The 18,063-nt window shown below is 58.5% G+C and carries 17 protein-coding genes and 1 tRNA gene; 9 read left to right on the top strand and 9 right to left on the bottom strand.

The window, feature by feature from the left end; translation table 11 throughout:
* The first annotated feature begins 81 nt into the window (after positions 1–81).
* The gene (locus EGT36_RS19940; protein WP_125269942.1) at positions 82–1,590 is read left to right on the top strand and encodes an integrase catalytic domain-containing protein; all 1,509 of its coding nucleotides are present in this window, start codon (positions 82–84) and stop codon (positions 1,588–1,590) included.
* A gap of 89 nt (positions 1,591–1,679) precedes the next feature.
* On the opposite strand, the gene EGT36_RS19935 is transcribed toward EGT36_RS19940, so the two are convergent.
* The 5 genes from EGT36_RS19935 to EGT36_RS19915 form a co-directional block, all read right to left on the bottom strand.
* Complete coding sequence (locus EGT36_RS19935; protein WP_125270891.1) at positions 1,680–2,060, bottom strand: hypothetical protein; 381 nt, start codon at positions 2,058–2,060, stop codon at positions 1,680–1,682.
* Between the two features lie 698 nt (positions 2,061–2,758).
* Positions 2,759–2,965 (bottom strand): hypothetical protein, encoded by a 207-nt coding sequence (locus tag EGT36_RS19930; protein ID WP_125270890.1) that lies wholly within the window; start codon positions 2,963–2,965, stop codon positions 2,759–2,761.
* A 135-nt stretch (positions 2,966–3,100) separates the two neighbouring features.
* Positions 3,101–3,397 (bottom strand): Rha family transcriptional regulator, encoded by a 297-nt coding sequence (locus EGT36_RS19925; protein ID WP_286084191.1) that lies wholly within the window; start codon positions 3,395–3,397, stop codon positions 3,101–3,103.
* Positions 3,398–3,546: 149 nt separating this feature from the next.
* A tRNA-Ala gene (locus EGT36_RS19920) sits at positions 3,547–3,622 on the bottom strand.
* A gap of 152 nt (positions 3,623–3,774) precedes the next feature.
* Positions 3,775–4,161, bottom strand: a complete 387-nt coding sequence (locus tag EGT36_RS19915; protein ID WP_004437826.1) for a TIGR02300 family protein — start codon at positions 4,159–4,161, stop codon at positions 3,775–3,777.
* A 226-nt stretch (positions 4,162–4,387) separates the two neighbouring features.
* Here EGT36_RS19915 and cmk point away from each other — a divergent pair, with 226 nt between their 5' ends.
* Together cmk and rpsA are read left to right on the top strand one after the other, a co-directional pair.
* Entirely contained in the window at positions 4,388–5,020 is a 633-nt protein-coding gene (gene cmk / locus EGT36_RS19910; RefSeq protein ID WP_037090627.1) for a (d)CMP kinase, read from the top strand.
* A gap of 170 nt (positions 5,021–5,190) precedes the next feature.
* Positions 5,191–6,891, top strand: a complete 1,701-nt coding sequence (gene rpsA, locus EGT36_RS19905) for a 30S ribosomal protein S1 (protein ID WP_004437832.1) — start codon at positions 5,191–5,193, stop codon at positions 6,889–6,891.
* An 85-nt stretch (positions 6,892–6,976) separates the two neighbouring features.
* On the opposite strand, the gene EGT36_RS19900 is transcribed toward rpsA, so the two are convergent.
* The 4 genes from EGT36_RS19900 to EGT36_RS19885 form a co-directional block, all read right to left on the bottom strand.
* Positions 6,977–8,521, bottom strand: coding sequence for a hypothetical protein (locus EGT36_RS19900; RefSeq protein WP_037090629.1), 1,545 nt, complete (start codon positions 8,519–8,521; stop codon positions 6,977–6,979).
* Positions 8,522–8,787: 266 nt separating this feature from the next.
* Positions 8,788–9,096 (bottom strand): hypothetical protein, encoded by a 309-nt coding sequence (locus EGT36_RS19895; protein WP_037090631.1) that lies wholly within the window; start codon positions 9,094–9,096, stop codon positions 8,788–8,790.
* A gap of 48 nt (positions 9,097–9,144) precedes the next feature.
* A complete protein-coding gene (locus EGT36_RS19890; RefSeq protein WP_037090632.1) occupies positions 9,145–10,374 on the bottom strand; it encodes a hypothetical protein in 1,230 nt (409 codons plus the stop codon).
* Positions 10,375–10,456: 82 nt separating this feature from the next.
* Positions 10,457–11,083, bottom strand: a complete 627-nt coding sequence (locus tag EGT36_RS19885) for a ribonuclease D (RefSeq protein ID WP_006698074.1) — start codon at positions 11,081–11,083, stop codon at positions 10,457–10,459.
* A 175-nt stretch (positions 11,084–11,258) separates the two neighbouring features.
* Between EGT36_RS19885 and EGT36_RS19880 the strand changes: the two genes are divergently transcribed.
* From EGT36_RS19880 to EGT36_RS19850, 6 genes are all read left to right on the top strand, one after another.
* Positions 11,259–11,873, top strand: coding sequence for a nucleoside 2-deoxyribosyltransferase (locus EGT36_RS19880; RefSeq protein ID WP_125270888.1), 615 nt, complete (start codon positions 11,259–11,261; stop codon positions 11,871–11,873).
* Positions 11,870–12,619 carry an SDR family oxidoreductase gene (locus tag EGT36_RS19875; protein ID WP_035210670.1) on the top strand — a complete coding sequence of 250 codons (750 nt, stop codon included), beginning with the start codon at positions 11,870–11,872 and terminating at the stop codon, positions 12,617–12,619. The genes EGT36_RS19880 and EGT36_RS19875 overlap by 4 nt, the downstream gene beginning before the upstream one ends.
* 549 nt (positions 12,620–13,168) lie before the next feature.
* Complete coding sequence (locus EGT36_RS19865; protein WP_125270887.1) at positions 13,169–14,356, top strand: M24 family metallopeptidase; 1,188 nt, start codon at positions 13,169–13,171, stop codon at positions 14,354–14,356.
* A 120-nt stretch (positions 14,357–14,476) separates the two neighbouring features.
* The gene (locus EGT36_RS19860; protein WP_037090635.1) at positions 14,477–16,081 is read left to right on the top strand and encodes an ABC transporter substrate-binding protein; all 1,605 of its coding nucleotides are present in this window, start codon (positions 14,477–14,479) and stop codon (positions 16,079–16,081) included.
* Positions 16,082–16,144: 63 nt separating this feature from the next.
* Positions 16,145–17,152: an ABC transporter permease subunit gene (locus EGT36_RS19855; RefSeq protein WP_004437854.1), complete on the top strand. Its 1,008-nt coding sequence runs from the start codon at positions 16,145–16,147 to the stop codon at positions 17,150–17,152.
* Positions 17,149–18,063 (top strand): ABC transporter permease subunit, encoded by a 915-nt coding sequence (locus EGT36_RS19850; protein WP_037090636.1) that lies wholly within the window; start codon positions 17,149–17,151, stop codon positions 18,061–18,063. Before EGT36_RS19855 ends, EGT36_RS19850 begins: the two co-directional genes overlap by 4 nt.

Here is an 18,063-nt window from a genome sequence, read left to right as displayed (position 1 = left end):
CCTCACTAGAAATGTTCCCTGATTGTTGGCCGTTGCCTCATCTGATTTGCTCCCAGCATTTGTGGGTGCGGAGCAAATCAGATGAGGCTGATCAGCGTGACGACGAAGAAGGAATTGGTTGCTGCTCTGGCAAAGCGCTATGCGGCCGGAAAGCGGGAGGAAAAATCGCGGATCCTCGATCAGTTCGTTTCGATTAGTGGGATGCATCGCAAACACGCGATGCGTTTATTGCGGGGGGCGGATAAGCAACCGCAATCGCGAACGCGGGCGCAGATTTATGACGAGGCGACCCGACAGGCTCTTATTGTTTTGTGGGAAGCCTCCGACCGCATCTGTGGCAAGCGATTGAAGCCCTTGCTGCCAATTTTGATCTCATCGATGGAACAACATAGCCATTTGAGGTTAGACGATCAGGTCCGCACACTTCTGCTACAGATGAGTGCGGCTACCATCGACCGTGCATTGAAAAGCGTGCGAGAAACAGCAGGCGGCCGTCGACGCCGACGTTCCGTTGCTTCATCAGCATTGAAGCGGAGTATCCCAATTCGAAAATTCTCCGACTGGGGTGATCCCCCACCTGGCTTCATCGAGGCCGATCTGGTGTCGCACTCCGGTCCCAACGCACGCGGCAGCTTTATTCAAACTCTTGTCCTTACAGATATTGCGACCGGTTGGACCGAATGCGCCCCTCTGCTTGTTCGCGAACAGAAGCTTTTGACGGAAGTTTTGACCGAGCTTCGCCGCGTAATGCCCTTCCCGTTGCTTGGCTTTGATACGGACAATGATAGCGTATTCATCAACGAGACAATCAGGGACTACTGTATTGATTCAGATATAGAATTCACTCGCTGTAGGCCATATCGTAAAAATGATCAGGCTTATGTGGAGCAGAAAAACGGATCGGTCGTCCGCCGCATTGTTGGCTATCATCGGTATGAGGGAGTTGAAGCTGCGGCAACACTTGCAGAGCTTTATCGTTCGGTGCGCTTGTTCGTGAACTTCTTTCAGCCGTCGTTTAAGTTGCTCGAAAAGCAGCGAAACGGAGCGATGGTCAAGAAGCTCTACTCTTCTCCCGCGACGCCACATCAACGGATTTTGTCGGATGCAAGGACGGGACTGGAGGTACGCGACCGCTTGGTGCGCATGAGCGAACAACTCGATCCTGTAACGCTTCTCCGAAACATTCGTGCAGGACAACAGCGGCTTGCCGACATTGTGCATCAGGGAACACCCTTAAGCGAAGTTCCTGATATCGAGAGCTTTTTACGAAGCCTGCGTATCGCGTGGACGGAGGGCGAAGTTCGTCCGACCGCGAAAGCAAAGCCAAAACTAAAACGCGAGCGACGGCGGCCTGACCCGCTGGTTAACGTCACGAATGATCTTTACAGTTGGTTTGAAGCAGAGCCATGGAGAACCGGCCGCGAGCTACTAGAGCGACTTCAAAGCATCTATCCCGGCGAGTATCCTAATGGACTAATCCGTACGGTGCAACGACGGGTGAAAGGTTGGCGTCGCGATCGCGCGCATAGAATGATATTCGGAAACGAGCCTGGCGAAGATGAACAACAACCAGAGCTCAGCAGGGCATAGGGAGCATTCTGGTGAGGCAATATGCTATCCGTTCGGGAGCATTCTTCGATGAGGCAATACGAATCTCACCTTGATTGCCGCTATGCACCTTACCTCCACGCCGTTGTCGGGGCTGCTTCATCAGCGGTCGTGGTGGTGGGTGTTTTTAGCCATCGCCGCTTTTCATCGCTTATGGGCCGGTAACCGACGATGCGAGGACCGTGTCGCTCGTTCTCACTGACCGTCAGGCGTGCTGCTTTTTCGATGTCATGGAAGACCATCCGGGGATAGGGGCGCTCGTTGTCCCATATCTCCATCCGCCCCTGATGGCCTTGGGCGACCAGATGTCGGCAGGCGTCGGCAGCGGGATTGCGGGTGTTCGTGATGATGGTCTCCCCGTGGAAAGTGACGGAGTAGCCTTGCCCTCTGCTGGTGATCTTCACGGGGTCGATGAAGACACGCAGGGACGGTAGTGCATGGTTGTCGTGCATTAGATGGTTCTCATGTCGTTGTTGTCGTGAGGTTGAGGCTGGCATTGCCAGACGGGGTGAAGTGCTGCCTTCGTCGCTGCTGCTCTCGACCGACAAAAAAGCCCCCGCGTCAGTGAAGACGCAGGGGCCAAGTCGACAGGATCACAAACAACGGACGAAGAGAGCTGCCGGTTAGATCAACCAGCAGTACGCACGTCCCTGAAATCGGGTGTCGATGGTTCGACTGTGCGTATAGACGGCGGATGTAGATGACAGAGCAACGAAAGAACTCGCCACTCTACAGGTTTTCGTTAAGGTCACCTTTCGGGGTTGTTAACGCGACCTGTTGTTGAATTATGATTTCATCATCGACAACATCATTCATCATCAATCACATAAAGATAAATCGGAGAGTAACCTGATTTCATCAGTTCAGCCTCTCCTCCCCCTTTATCCCCCTTATCCATAAGGCAGGGGTATTCAATCTCGGTCTTTCCGAGTGCGGGCCGCTCCTTCATACCTTTATGTGTGGGGTAATGCCGTCCCGTTGTGCGGTAACGACCGTAGAAGCGCGTTCCCTTCCAAAGGGCGCTGATACCCCCCCACACTCCAAACGCCTCTCCACGGTCGACACCGCATAGCGGGAAATAGCCCTTAAACGAGAAAGCCCCCGTAGATCGCTCAACGGGGGCCGTGAAGGTAACGGGAGGTGGGACAAGTCAGATAACGGGCTGTGTCTCCGACATCGGCGGCTGATACTGCCGCTTCTTCTCCAGCAGCCAGTGACGGTATGCGCCAGACGGCAGCTTGAACCATTCATGCCGGTCGTAGGCGAACACATGTCCGTCCGTCTCGATGTAGAGATAGGACAGGCTAACAGTCTCGATGGTGAGGGGGCGGCGGAAGATGGTGACTGAAAAGCGCATGTATGAACTCCGTATGGATGGATGAATAGTGGGTCTTAGACTCCCTCTACCCATCTGATGTCAAATATAAAAAGCATTGATAATTCAAATAGTTATATGCACTAGTGGATAGGTATGGTCAAACTTCCAAGCCACTCAAGGAGTTAGCTGCCTCTCCTTGTGCGGGTTGTGAAGTGATTTTTTTCTACCCCGGAGCGCCTTGGCACCTGTGAAGCCCATCGCCAGAAGCGTGAAGCCATCGCGGGTCATGTCGAAGGCGCGATAGGTCTGTCCGTTCTGTTCGTTGGTGTAGGGGGCCTCCTCAAAATTGAGGACATCCTGTTCAAACAGGTTCTCGATGTCCCTGACCACGTTGTCGTGGCGCTTGCCGAAATAGGCCGCAACATCGAGGCTGTTGGCGACGACGGGAAGCTCAACACTTTTGTTGGCCAATATGGGGAGGAAAGCGGTGCCGCCGAGACAGGCACATTAGCAAAGCCTAACAATTGGTCTGAAACGCTGGTCTGACTTGGTCTGAGCCATCGTCCAGTCGACCGATCAACCGTTTGATTTCGTTTGTATATTCAGAAAGAGAAAAGTAATGGTGGAGCTAAGCGGGATCGAACCGCTGACCTCTTGCATGCCATGCAAGCGCTCTCCCAGCTGAGCTATAGCCCCATAAGGGTTCCGGCATTTCTTCCGGTTCCGGGAACCGAAGCGGTTGTTGTTCCGTTCGGTGGCGGCTTACTACTGCGGCTTTCCGACGAGTGCAAGCATAAAAAACGGCCCGGCGTCATTTTTTTGTCGTCGGGCCGAATTGTCGAATAAAATCAAGCTTCTTCGTCGTCGCCCGATACGCCGATGATACCGGACATGTCGTCGTCGTCATCTTCGTCGTCGGTTTCCAGGAAGGTGTCGTCGTCGTCGTCGATTTCGACGTCATCGTCGTCGCCGAGATCAGGGATATCGTCGCCGCTGTTGTCGCCGTCGGCATCTTCCAGCGACACGAGTTCGACTTCCGTGTTTTCGGTATCGACTTCCGCTACATCCTCTTCTTCAGCCTGCTCGAGCTTTGCCTGAGCTGTGCTTTCCTCGAAGAAGGAGAGCGGCCAGGACTTGCCGGTGTAAGGAGAAACGACCGGATCGCGGTTCAGATCGTAGAACTTCTTGCCGGTATCGGGGTCTGTGCGCTTGGTACCAAGTTCCGCTTTTGCCACTGTCTAAGCCTCAAATTGTCGAATGAGTTTCGGGGTGTACGCCGTAAAACCGGCATAGACGGTAAAATTTATAGCCGGTCCCCTTAATCGTTGCGCTCTTTCGTGTCAAAGACAAACTTCGGGTGCCTCCTGCCTTGGCGCAACCCCTGTGCGGGAATGCTGATATAAATCTTAAGGCGTGTCGCACTCTATTATATGAATAACAGATGCACAGGCGGAAAGCTTAATGACCTTCACGATCGCCATAGACGGGCCGGCTGCGGCGGGCAAGGGAACCCTGTCGCGAAAGATCGCGGAAGCCTACGGTTTTCATCATCTCGATACCGGGCTGACCTACAGGGCGACAGCGAAGGCGCTTCTGGACGCGGGCCTGCCGCTGGATGACGAGGCCGTGGCGGAGAAGGTCGCCCTGGAGGTCGATCTTGCGGGGCTCGACCGCTCCGTCCTGTCCCGGCACGATATTGGCGAAGCCGCGTCGAGGATTGCGGTGATGACGCCGGTGAGGCGGGCGCTCGTGATGGCGCAGCAGCGTTTTGCCTTGAGGGAGCCGGGTACGGTTCTCGATGGCCGCGATATCGGCACGGTAGTATGCCCGGATGCGCCAGTGAAGCTATATGTCACCGCCTCTGCCGACGTGCGGGCGCGCCGGCGCTACGATGAGATTCTGGCAAATGGCGGCACCGCGGATTATGATGTCATTTTCGCCGAGGTGAAAAAACGCGACGAGCGCGACATGGGCCGCGCCGACAGTCCGCTGAAGCCGGCGGAAGACGCACACTTGCTAGATACGTCGGAAATGAGTATAGAGGCGGCGTTTCAGGCCGCGCGCACGATCATCGACGCCGCTCTGAAGAGATAGGTTTTTCGCGGAACGGCTTCCTGCCGTCTGCGTTTAGTCAGGAATTGCCCGAAGACATGTCCTTGCGCCGGAAAGCCTTTTGAAAAGGCGGGCATGGGGTCGGGTATCAACAACACTAGCCCACCGGCGCTTTTGTATTCGCCATCGCGCGGATGCAATCAGGAGATTTCATGTCAGTATCTACCCCCACGCGCGAAGATTTCGCAGCGCTTCTCGAAGAATCCTTTGCCTCCAACGATCTTGCCGAAGGCTATGTTGCCAAGGGTATCGTAACGGCAATCGAGAAGGACGTTGCCATCGTCGACGTCGGCCTCAAGGTTGAAGGCCGCGTACCGTTGAAGGAATTCGGCGCGAAGTCCAAGGACGGCACGCTGAAGGTCGGCGACGAAGTCGAAGTTTACGTCGAGCGCATTGAAAACGCTCTCGGCGAAGCCGTTCTGTCGCGCGAGAAGGCTCGCCGCGAAGAAAGCTGGGTCAAGCTCGAAGCCAAGTTCGAAGCTGGCGAGCGCGTCGAAGGCGTCATCTTCAACCAGGTCAAGGGTGGTTTCACCGTCGATCTGGATGGCGCTGTTGCGTTCCTGCCGCGTTCGCAGGTCGACATTCGTCCGATCCGCGACGTTACCCCGCTGATGCACAACCCGCAGCCCTTCGAAATCCTCAAGATGGACAAGCGTCGCGGCAACATCGTTGTTTCGCGTCGTACGGTTCTCGAAGAGTCGCGTGCCGAGCAGCGTTCTGAAATCGTTCAGAACCTCGAAGAAGGTCAGGTTGTTGACGGCGTCGTCAAGAACATCACCGATTACGGTGCGTTCGTTGACCTCGGCGGCATCGACGGTCTGCTGCACGTCACCGACATGGCATGGCGCCGCGTCAACCATCCTTCGGAAATCCTCAACATTGGCCAGCAGGTCAAGGTTCAGATCATCCGCATCAACCAGGAAACCCACCGTATCTCGCTCGGCATGAAGCAGCTCGAGTCGGATCCGTGGGATGGCATCTCCGCCAAGTACCCGGTTGGCAAGAAGATCTCCGGTACGGTCACGAACATCACCGACTACGGTGCATTCGTTGAACTGGAGCCGGGCATCGAAGGCCTGATCCACATTTCCGAAATGTCCTGGACCAAGAAGAACGTACACCCCGGCAAGATCCTGTCCACGAGCCAGGAAGTTGACGTTGTCGTTCTCGAAGTCGATCCGTCCAAGCGCCGTATCTCGCTCGGTCTCAAGCAGACGCTTGAAAACCCGTGGCAGGCATTCGCTTACAGCCATCCGGCTGGCACGGAAGTCGAAGGCGAAGTCAAGAACAAGACCGAATTCGGCCTGTTCATTGGCCTCGAAGGCGATGTCGACGGCATGGTTCACCTGTCGGACCTCGACTGGAACCGTCCGGGCGAGCAGGTCATCGAAGAGTACAACAAGGGTGACGTCGTTAAGGCTGTCGTTCTCGACGTTGACGTTGAGAAGGAACGCATCTCGCTCGGCATCAAGCAGCTCGGCAAGGACGCTGTCGGCGAAGCCGCTTCTTCCGGCGACCTGCGCAAGAACGCAGTCGTTTCCGCTGAAGTCACCGCGGTCAACGATGGCGGTATCGAAGTGAAGCTCGTCAACCACGAAGACCTCACCTCGTTCATCCGTCGCGCTGATCTTTCCCGTGACCGTGACGAGCAGCGCCCTGAGCGCTTCTCCGTTGGCCAGGTTGTCGACGCCCGCGTCGTCAACTTCTCGAAGAAGGACCGCAAGGTCATGCTTTCGATCAAGGCTCTGGAAATCGCTGAAGAAAAGGAAGCCGTCGCACAGTTCGGTTCGTCCGACTCGGGCGCTTCGCTCGGCGACATCCTCGGCGCGGCTCTGAAGAACCGCGGCGAATAATCGTCTAGATCGTTGAAATGAAGAACCCGCCGGAATTTTCCGGCGGGTTTTTTCTTGGGCAATCGGCCGGCAGGCAATGTGGCGTTCAGAGGACGCCGCTCATCTTGAGGTAATAATTCTCCGCACTGTCGTCGGCGGCCGTCGCCGTCGGACGTTCCTGCGTGTCGATCCCGTCATTGGCGGCAACGCGCTCTTCCAGGCCGTCGTCATCGCCGGAATTTTCAGACTCCGCTCCGCTTTCGCTTTCCGCCTCATCGTCGGAAAAAGGCCCGCCGCCCCGGGGTGGCGCTTCTGATTCGTAATCATCATCGGCAGGGGGATAAGCGACGAGCGGCAGCGGCGTGCCGTCTTTTGCCAGAGCGGCGGCAACCAGCGATTGCGAGGCGGATTGCTCCATCATCGCCATTCTCGCTTCCGGGTCCAGCGGGAGTCGCGAAGAGTAGGGAGCTTCAGGCCGGTGAGCCACTGTTTCCGCTTCTTCCCCTGTTGGGTGGGCAGCGGACGTCATCAGCCCCGACTTTTCGGTTGGCTGATCCTCCGGCGATGGCGGCTCGATGCCCTGCGGCATGGCGGGGGGCTGCTGCGTCGTGCTTGCTCTCGCCGGCAGTTTGCCGGCCGTGGCGGCCAGCACAAGACTGGCCACGTTCTCTGCATCAGTTGCAGGCGGGCCGAAGATTGGTGGTGAGGCGGTGCGGACGTCTTTCTGCTCGGTCTTCATCATCTCCCGAGGCGGAAGGGCAGGGCGTGTTTCGCCGGTTTGCGCGCGAGGCGAATTGCCTGGACGGGTCTCTGCCAGCGCTTCTTTTGTCATGCTGCCCGTCTGGGGCGGAAGCGGACGCGTCGTGGTTTCCGTCCTGCCTTCCGGTTTTGCCGACTGGTCTGGCAGGTCGGGCGCATTTGCGGGCGCGGCGGAATGCCGGACGGCTCCTTCCGGTTGCGCGGTCAGCGCCGTGACCGTTGCCTTCATTGCCGCACCGCTGAGAGCGAGTGGGCCAGTGAGCAGCGGCAACAGACGGCCGGTTGTCGTGGAGCCCGGCAATTGCGCTGCCGCGGGCGGATTGGAACGGAACTCCGCATTGGGGCTCGCGGCGGTCGGCTGCTGCCTGGGCTGGGCGGGCGCCGGACTGGCGGAATTATTCTGCTGATAGGAGGAGACCACCGCCCTCGCAGCCAGATCGGCCCCCCTGTAACGCGAAAGCTCGATCAGCAGCGCAAGCCGCGCCGCATCCGGTCCCGTCGGCTGTTTCAGGATTTCCGCGAGCATCGAAAGGCTGAGACCCTGCAGGGCTTTGCCAATCTGCTGTTCCAGCGCAAGACGCTGCGCGGGCGGTAGGGCGCGTAAGGCTTCCGTCAGACGCCCGACATAGGTTTCGACGGCTTCGCCGTCCCGTCGCGGCAGGTTCATCAGCTTGCCGAGTGTTTCCGCCAAGACTGCGGTGCTCCGGGCCAGCTGGAACTCGCCCGCGAGGGAGGCCACGGCAGCCCGTGAAAAAAGGCTGGCGCTCTGTTCGGGAAAGGCAGCGCTTGGCTGCGGCTGCACGACGCTTTTCGGCTGCGCGCGCTGTGCCGACGCGAGCGAGGCTCCATAGGTGGCATCGGCTGCGGAAACTTTGGATACAGGCGGTAACATGCTGCGCTCCGTTTCTATCGGTGGCCGGCGCCGGCTGCGAAAGCGCCAATCCCCACTGGCTCTGTGATCCGCATCTGCCTCGAATGTTGAAAAATCGCCACGCCGCTGGCATACAGGTGTCATCTCGCCCGCTCATGCGGGAGCGCCATGTGCACCATAGGCTCGAAGGCCCGCTCTTTTCAGCGCACACAGAATCATCAAGCCGAATCCTCGCCTGCAGATATTAAGATTTAGCTAACCAAGTGATTGCGGCCGGCCGGACCGGCTCAGGGCGAAACGCCGATGAACATGCGATAAAGCCCGTTATCGTCCGAATTGACGGAGGAGATACGATCGGGTTCGCTCACCGTGACTTCCAGCGCCTCCGGCGGCATGGCATCCAGCCAGCTCGCTTTCGGAAAGCTCCGCTCCGGCTGGATTTCTGCGGGCGCGATAGTCGCTTCTTCGCCAGCCAGTGAAATGATGGCGGCATCCTCCGGCGCGAGGGGCGGAGCCGCCATGGAGAGAAGGGCCTGGGCCGCGTTCGGTTCGGCATCGTGAATGGCGCCGCCTGATACGCCTGAGATATCAACCATGTCTGAACTCACATCATGTTTCGCTCACGTGGCAGTTCCAGACGGCAATCATGCCGCCTTTTTCTTCAGCAATGCATAAAGGCCATTTTCATCGACCGAAATCGGCAAGATGTCGGTTCCGGCAGCTTCGACAGCTGCCTGTGCATCAAGCAGTTTTTCCGCCTCGTTTTCCGCATCGGCCGGCGTGGTGGCCGCATCCGCTCCCTCAGGCTCGTTATCGCCTTCAGCAGGTGGGGCCTCTTCCGCCGGCGTTGCTGCGAGCACGGAAATCAGGGCGATTTCTGATGAGATGTCGGCGGGGACCTGGCCGGCTGCGCCATCCGTCTTCTCATCGGCGGAGGCGTCAATGTGCTCCTTCACGACGTCCTGAAGTTCCTGCACGTCCTCAAGCTTGCCCTGTGCGTCACGGGTCTGGATATCTTCTTCCCGTTCGGCTGCCACTTCCGCATCGTTGATTTCTCCAATGCGCTTTTCGCCACGTTCGGCCTGCAATTCTTCCTTGGACTTGGGATCCGCCACGTCTTCCAGACGCTGGATGACCTTCAGGGTCTCCCTTGTCATGAAGAGAGTGCCTTGCGCCTCGTCATTGAGCGCATCTTTTACCGCTCGCGCCTGATCTCCGTAAGGATTGGCGATGGCGGCGATCATCGCGCTGGCTGAGATGCCGAGCTCCTCGAGACCGGTCGATTCCTCCAGTTCACTGACGTTCCTGGGCAAGGTCGCCCGCGCGGCCATGATGGCCTCCGACATCTGCGCGCCAAAATCCTCCTCCGTTCCGGTGAGGCCGGCACGCTCGGCGATGCGGGCGGCAAGCGCCGCCATGGGATCGGTTTTGGCGTTGACGCCGTTGTTCAGTACACCGACGACCTGCAACTGCGAAACACCGAAGGAGGCGAGGGAAATTGTGGTGGCTTTTCCCTGCGCATCGGTTTTTTCGAAATCCTGGGTCAGGGTCAGCGCATCCTGAAGCCTTTGTGCAAAGGAAAAATTGGATTCATCCGCGTCCTGCGTGATGCCGAGGGCGGCGGAAAAGCGGGAAACAAGCGAGGCGAAGGCATCCGGGTCCGGCTTCATGGCACCGAAGAGATAAGCGCTTATCTTCTCATTGGCGAAGCGCTGGCTTTCATCCGGCTGCGGGTCCGTTCTGAACGCATCATCCTTCTTGGTGCCGTTGGCCTTTTCCTGCTCCTCGCGCTGGCGTTCCTCGATGGTTTCGACCATCGAGCGCATGAGGTCGCTCACTGCAATGCCCGCCGTCTGTTGTAGCGGAGTAATCATCTGGAAAGTCCCCGGCCGCCCAAAGTTACGGCCGAGAATAGGCAAGTCTGGTAAATCAGTGTTTAAACGAAGGCGAAAACGCTCAGCTATGGGCGAAAATGTCGGTTTCGTCCCAGCCGAGCAGGTCTAGCTTCGCACGGGTCGGTAAAAACGCGAAACAGGCATCGGCATGATCAAGGCGGCCGTCGCGGATGAGACGCGCCGTCAGCTTGTCGCGCAGCGCATGCAGATAAAGAACGTCGGAAGCGGCATATTCGAGCTGCGCCGGGGAAAGCGTTTGCGCTGCCCAGTCAGAAGATTGCTGCGCCTTGGAAATATCGACCTCCAGCATTTCCTTGAGGTTGTCCTTCAGCCCGTGCCGGTCCGTATAGGTGCGGGTCAGCCGTGAAGCGATCTTGGTGCAGAAGACAGGCGTGGTCGTCACACCGAACGTATGGAAAAGCACGGCGATATCGAAACGGCCATAGTGAAAGATCTTCTGGTGGGCAGGATCGGCAAGCATGCGCACGAGGTTCGGCGCTTCTTTCTGCCCAGCGGCGATGCGGATGATGTCTGCCGTGCCGTCGCCCGGCGAAAGCTGGACGACGCAGAGGCGGTCGCGACGCGGCACCAGCCCCAGCGTTTCCGTATCGATGGCGATGGCGCCGGTATAGCGCGCGGCATCTTCGGCGGAAATATCGCCTTCGTGATAACGGATGGGTGCTGCCATGTCCTGCTCCAGAAATTCCAGTCTACTGCTCCGGCTATAACGGAAAGACTAGCGGGACGATACCGTTTTATCGGTCGGTCCGCCGCGCCACGCCGCACGCCCTTGGCACTTGCCTTTGCGAAAGTCCCCGGGTTAGGGTCGGAAATCTTTTCCTGACAAATCGCATGAATTCCCGATGACAAAGAAAATCTATCTCGCCGGACCGGAAGTGTTCCTCGCGAATGCGCGCGAAATGCTCGACCTCAAGGCAGCACTGGCGCGGGAGGCCGGCTTCATCCCGCTTTCGCCGGGCGATCTGCAGATCCCGCCGGCGGATACCAGGATCGGTCATGGCTGCAACATCAATGAAGTCGACGAAGGGATGATGCTTGAAGCGGATGCCGTGATTGCCAATCTCACACCGTTTCGCGGCATCGCCGCCGACACGGGAACGAGCTACGAGCTGGGTTTCATGTGCGCGCTGGGCAAGCCGGTGTTCGCCTACACCAATGTCGCGGCCAATCACTTCAGCCGCATCAAGGCGCATTACGGCAATGTTGTCACCGTGGATGAAACAGGCCGGTATCGCGGGCCGGACGGGTTGTCAATCGAGAATTTCGACATGGTCGACAATCTCATGCTGCACGGCGGGATTTTGCGGCGGGGCGGCAACGTTATTGTCGGCGACGTTTCCGATGAGGACTTATATACGGATCTCGCGGCCTACCGGCGTTGCCTTGCAGCGGCGGCGGAAAAACTACTGACACCGATTGACCCTGAAAAAACGAATAGAGTGGAGGCATCATCATGAGCGGAACCATCCTCATCACCGGCGCGACGTCGGGCTTCGGAGAGGCTACGGCCCGACGCTTCATCAGAGAAGGCTGGAAGGTCATCGGCACGGGCCGTCGGGCGGAACGACTGGAGGCACTGGCGGCCGAACTCGGATCGGCTTTCTACGGCGCCGCCTTCGACATCACCGATGAGGACGCGGCCGAAAAAGCGCTTGCCGCCTTGCCGGAGGGCTTCCGAGACATCGATGTCCTCGTCAACAATGCCGGTCTGGCACTGGGCACGGCCCCCGCGCCGCAGGTGCCGCTAAAGGACTGGCAGACCATGGTGAACACCAACATCACCGGTCTACTGAACATCACCCACCATCTCCTGCCGACACTGATCGACCGTAAAGGTATCGTCGTCAACCTTTCGTCTGTTGCCGCGCACTATCCCTATACGGGCGGCAATGTATACGGCGGCACCAAAGCCTTCCTGCGGCAGTTTTCGCTCGGTCTGCGCTCGGATCTGCACGGCAAGGGCGTCAGGGTAACCTCGATCGAACCGGGCATGTGCGAAACGGAATTTACGCTGGTGCGCACCGGGGGCAATCAGGAAGCTTCGGACAATCTCTACAAAGGCGTCAATCCGATCACGGCCGATGATATCGCCAACACCATCTATTGGGTCGCCTCGCAGCCCAAACATATCAACATCAACAGTCTTGAGCTCATGCCAGTCAACCAGTCCTTCGCCGGTTTCCAGGTCTACCGGGAGAGCTGACTTGTCGCGGTAGGGTAGGTTCTGCCGAAAAACCGGGCAGTCATTCCGGAGCTATGCAGAAATGCAATGCTGCATTGCGAGACTTGCTCTGTTAAAATTCACAGATACCGCTATATTCAAATCATCGAAGCGACGCACTCCTCCTCCCAGCGTCGCTCGATGTGGATCGGTGGTACTCCTCCTCCCAATCACCGATCAAGTTTGAAGCCTGCCGCACCTCCTCCCGCGGCAGGCTTTTTCCTTTTCTTGGCTCTTTTTTTGTAGTGGATTGGCGTCCGTTTCCCGGCTGCACGCGATGCGTGGATAAGGGGCTGGTTTCTCCCTTGGATTCCGGGGGATTTTCGATTTCCGCGTCAAGGCAACGACTGCTGAAATCAGGCTCGCATCGATCACGATTTCGTTATGTCTAGATAAATATGCACAGTTTTGTGGCGGTGCGTCCTCCCGCCCCATTGCTTAGCCTTCCCCCTGTGGTTAAGCATGGGCAAAAGAACGCTTGGGAGGTGCCGGCACGCCAGTGTCCGTGCGCCCGAAGGCGGCGGGGAGAGAATGGCAGACTTTCAAGAGGCGCTGAAGCAGTTTCAGCCGATCGCGGTTTCATCGATCGCTGAAGACGAGCTCAGGTTGCGGTTGCGTGGCCTGCAGGCGCGAATGACCCAGCAAAACATCAAGGCGGTCTGGCTCGACGCTTCGTCGTCGCTGACTTATTATACCGGTCTGTCGCTTGGCCTTTCCGAGCGTATTCACGGTGCTCTGGTGCCGGCCGAGGGCGAGCCGATCTATATAAGCCCGACCTTCGAGGAACCGAAACTCCAGACCCTGATCCGTATCCCCGGCGCAGTCGCCACCTGGGAAGAGGATGAAAGCCCGTTCGACCTGATGACAAGGCGTATCGGTGCGCTGGCCTGTGCAGGTCACTTCGTCGCCATTGATCCCGCCACGCCCTTTGTTTTCGCATCCGCGCTCATGCAGCGTCTGGAAGGCCGCATCATTTCCGCTCAGCCCTTGATTGTCGCCCAGCGGCAGGTCAAGTCTGCAGCGGAGATCGCCCTCATTCAGACCGCGATGGACGCGAGCTATAATGTGCAGAAGGCCGTGTTCGAAGGCCTGCGTCTTGGCATCTCCACCACGGAAGTCGCGGATTTCGTCAATGCCGCCCATATTGCCCTTGGCATGAAGCCGCTTTTTGTGGCGGTGCAGTTCGGCGAGGCGACCGCCTATCCGCATGGCGTGCCCCATGCGCAGACGCTGAACCAGGGCGACATGGTGCTGGTCGACCTCGGTGGTATTCTTCATGGCTATCGTTCCGATATCACCCGTACCTATGTCTTTGGCAAGCCAACGGAACGGCAGCGTTTTCTCTGGAATGCCGAACGTGACGCACAGGCCGCGGCCTTCGCTGCCGCCCGCGTTGGCGCCGCCTGTTTCGAGGTGGACAAGGCCGCCCGGGACAGTCTGAAGGCGGCCGGATTTGGTCCGGATTATCAGCTTCCCGGTCTGCCGCACCGCACGGGTCACGGGCTTGGGCTGGATATTCACGAAGAACCCTATATCGTTGCAGGAAATGCCACGGCGCTTGAGCCCGGCATGTGTTTTTCCATCGAGCCGATGCTGTGCGTTTATGGGGAATGCGGCGTTCGTCTCGAAGATATCGCTTACATGACGGAGGCAGGGCCGCGCTGGTTCTGCCCACCGGAAACGAACCTCGACCGGTTGTTTCAGCCGGTCGCCGGGTAATTGGTCGGGAGGCAAAGACCGAACGGCGAGACGGGCATCCCCGTGCCGCCGCTGACCAGAAGAAGGTAGGCCCCTGGAGGGGGCCGCAGGAACTCAGAAAAAGAGGGAAAGGACCATCAGATGAAAATGCTGACCCGCAGTTTGCTTATCGCTTCTGCACTTGCGATGACTTCCGCCATGCCAGCCATGGCGAAGACCTTCGTTTACTGCTCCGAGGCATCGCCGGAAGGCTTTGATCCGTCGCCTTACACCGCAGGCGGCACCTTCGACGCTTCCGCGCATCCGGTCTACAACCGTCTGACGGAGTTCAAGAAGGGCACGACAGAAGTAGAGCCGGGCCTTGCGGAAAAGTGGGACGTTTCCAAGGATGGTCTCGAGTACACTTTCCACCTGCGCAAGGGCGTCAAGTGGCACTCCAACGACAAGTTCACGCCGAGCCGCGAATTCAACGCTGACGACGTGATCTTCAGCTACAACCGCCAGGGCGACGCGAAGAACCCGTGGAACCAGTATATCGCAGGCATCACCTACGAATATTACAACTCCATGGAAATGCCGTCCCTGATCAAGGAAATCGTCAAGGTCGACGATTACACGGTCAAGTTCGTGCTGACCCGCCCGGAAGCGCCGTTCCTCGCCAACATCGCCATGCCTTTCGCATCCATCGTGTCGAAGGAATATGCCGATACGCTTGAGAAGGCCGGCACCAAGGAAGACTTCAACAACCTGCCGATCGGCACCGGTCCGTTCAAGTTCGTCGCCTATCAGAAGGACGCGGTCATCCGCTTCCAGAAGAACGCCGACTACTGGGGTGACGCCCCGAAGATCGACGACCTGATCTTCGCGATCACGCCTGACGCCGCCGTTCGCCTGCAGAAGCTGAAGGCTGGCGAATGCCACCTGATGCCATACCCTGCTCCGGCTGATCTCGCGACCATCCGCGCCGACAAGAACCTCAAGCTCGATGAACAGCCGGGCCTGAACGTCGCTTACTTCGCCTACAACACGACCGTTGCACCTTTCGACAAGCCGGAAGTCCGCAAGGCGCTGAACATGGCGATGAACAAGCAGGCGATCATCGACGCCGTGTTCCAGGGTGCAGGCCAGGTTGCCAAGAACCCGATCCCGCCGACAATGTGGTCCTACAACGACAGCATCAAGGACGATGCTTACGATCCGGAAGCTGCCAAGAAGGCTCTCGAAGCCGCTGGCGTCAAGGATCTGTCGATGAAGATCTGGGCGATGCCGGTGCAGCGTCCTTACATGCCGAACGCCCGTCGTACCGCCGAGCTGATCCAGTCGGATTTTGCTAAGGTCGGCGTCAAGGCCGAGATCGTCTCCTTCGAGTGGGGTGAATATCTCAAGAAGTCCACCGAAACGAAGCGCGACGGTGCCGTCATCCTCGGCTGGACCGGCGACAACGGCGACCCGGACAACTTCCTTAGCGTTCTCCTGTCCTGCGCCGCAACCGGTGAAGGCGGTGCGAACCGTGCACAGTGGTGCAACAAGGAGTTCTCGGACCTCTTGGCCAAGGCAAAGCAGACCACCGACGTTGCCGAGCGCACCAAGCTTTATGAGCAGGCACAGGTGATCTTCAAGGAACAGGCTCCGTGGGCGACGCTTGCGCACTCCACGCAGTTCGTTCCCATGTCCGCCAAGGTTTCCGGCTTCACCATGAGCCCGCTTGGCGACTTCACCTTCGAAAACGTCGACATCGCGGAGTAATCCCCGAACAACCGGACGCGCGGAAGAACCCTGTTCTTCCGCGCGTCTTTTCAGGAAAAAGCCATGATCCGGTTCATTCTCGGCAAACTTCTCTATCTCGTTCCGACCTTCCTCGGGATCACCATCGTTGCCTTCGCCTTCGTGCGCGTCCTGCCGGGCGATCCCGTGCTGCTGATGGCGGGCGAGCGTGGCATTTCGCCCGAACGGCATGCGCAGCTTGCCGAACAGCTCGGCTTTGCCCAGCCCGTGTGGCAGCAATATCTTCATTTCCTGGGACGGCTGCTTCAGGGCGATCTCGGTAATTCGCTGGTCACCAAGAAGCCGGTTCTCACCGAGTTCCTGTCGCTCTTTCCCGCGACGGTCGAGCTTGGTCTCGTCGCCATCATCATCGCAACGCTCATCGGCGTGCCGGTCGGTGTCATCGCCGCCATCAGACGTGGTTCCTGGTTCGACCAGATTTCCATGACGACGGCTCTGGTCGGTTTTTCCATGCCGATCTTCTGGTGGGGGCTGCTGCTCATCATCATGTTCTCCGGTATCCTGCAATGGACGCCGGTTTCGGGCCGCATCTCGCTGATGTATTTCTTCCCCTCCGTCACCGGTTTCATGCTGATCGACAGCCTGATTTCGGGACAGAAGGGCGCCTTCGCCTCGGCCTTTTCGCATCTCATCCTGCCCTCGGTGGTGCTTGCCACCATTCCGCTTGCCGTCATTGCGCGCCAGACGCGCTCGGCCATGCTGGAGGTTCTGGGCGAGGATTATGTGCGCACGGCCCGCGCCAAGGGCATGTCGCCTTCCCGTGTCGTCGGCATTCATGCGCTGCGCAACGCCATGATCCCCGTCATCACCACCATCGGTCTGCAGATCGGCGTGCTGATGGCTGGCGCCATCCTGACCGAAACCATCTTTTCCTGGCCGGGTATCGGCAAGTGGATGATCGATTCCATCTCGCGTCGCGACTATCCGGTCGTGCAGAGCGGCCTGCTGTTGATCGCGGGTCTGGTGATGATCGTCAACCTGCTCGTCGACCTGACCTACGGCCTCATCAATCCAAGGATCCGTCACAAATGAGCGATGTGACCACTGCTCCGGTCGTCAGGCTTTCTGACGCCGCCATCCGCCGCCGGATGATCGCCGATTTCTGGTTCTATTTCCGTCAGAACCGTGGTGCCGTCATCGGCCTTGCCGTGTTTATTCTCCTCGTGCTGGTCGCGGTTTTTGCGCCGCTGATCGCGCCGCATGATCCAACCCAGCAATATCGCGATGCGCTGCTGGTGCCGCCGGTCTGGCAGGAAGGTGGCCGTGCCGACTTCTTCTTCGGCACGGACGCCGTCGGGCGTGACATGTTGTCCCGTCTGATCTACGGCGCGCAATATTCGCTGTTCATCGGCATCGTTGTCGTTTCCATCGCGCTCATTGGCGGCATTGTCATCGGTCTCATCGCAGGCTTCTTCGGTGGCTGGGTCGATACCGTCATCATGCGTGTGATGGACGTCATCCTGGCGTTCCCGTCGTTGCTGCTCGCGCTGGTGCTGGTCGCAATCCTTGGGCCGGGGCTCACCAACGCGATGATCGCCATTGCCATCGTCTATCAGCCGCATTTTGCGCGTCTGACGCGTGCGGCGGTGATGAGCGAGCTTCGGCGTGAATATGTCACGGCCGCGCGCGTGGCCGGTGCCGGCAATCTCCGGCTGATGTTCAAGACCATCCTGCCGAACTGCCTTGCACCACTGATCGTACAGGCAACGCTTTCGTTCTCGTCTGCGGTTCTCGATGCGGCCGCACTTGGCTTCCTCGGCATGGGCGCTCAGCCGCCTGCCTCCGAATGGGGCACGATGCTGGCGGAAGCGCGTGAGTTCATTCTGCGCGCCTGGTGGGTTGTTACCCTTCCCGGCCTGACGATCCTGATCTCGGTGCTTGCCATCAACCTGATGGGTGACGGGCTGCGTGATGCGCTCGATCCCAAACTGAAGCGGAGCTGA

This window comes from Agrobacterium sp. FDAARGOS_525 (assembly GCF_003938925.1).
GTDB classification, from domain to species: domain Bacteria; phylum Pseudomonadota; class Alphaproteobacteria; order Rhizobiales; family Rhizobiaceae; genus Agrobacterium; species Agrobacterium pusense.
The sequence above is the reverse complement of the archived record's forward strand: the minus strand, read 5'-3'. Positions and strand labels throughout refer to the sequence as shown.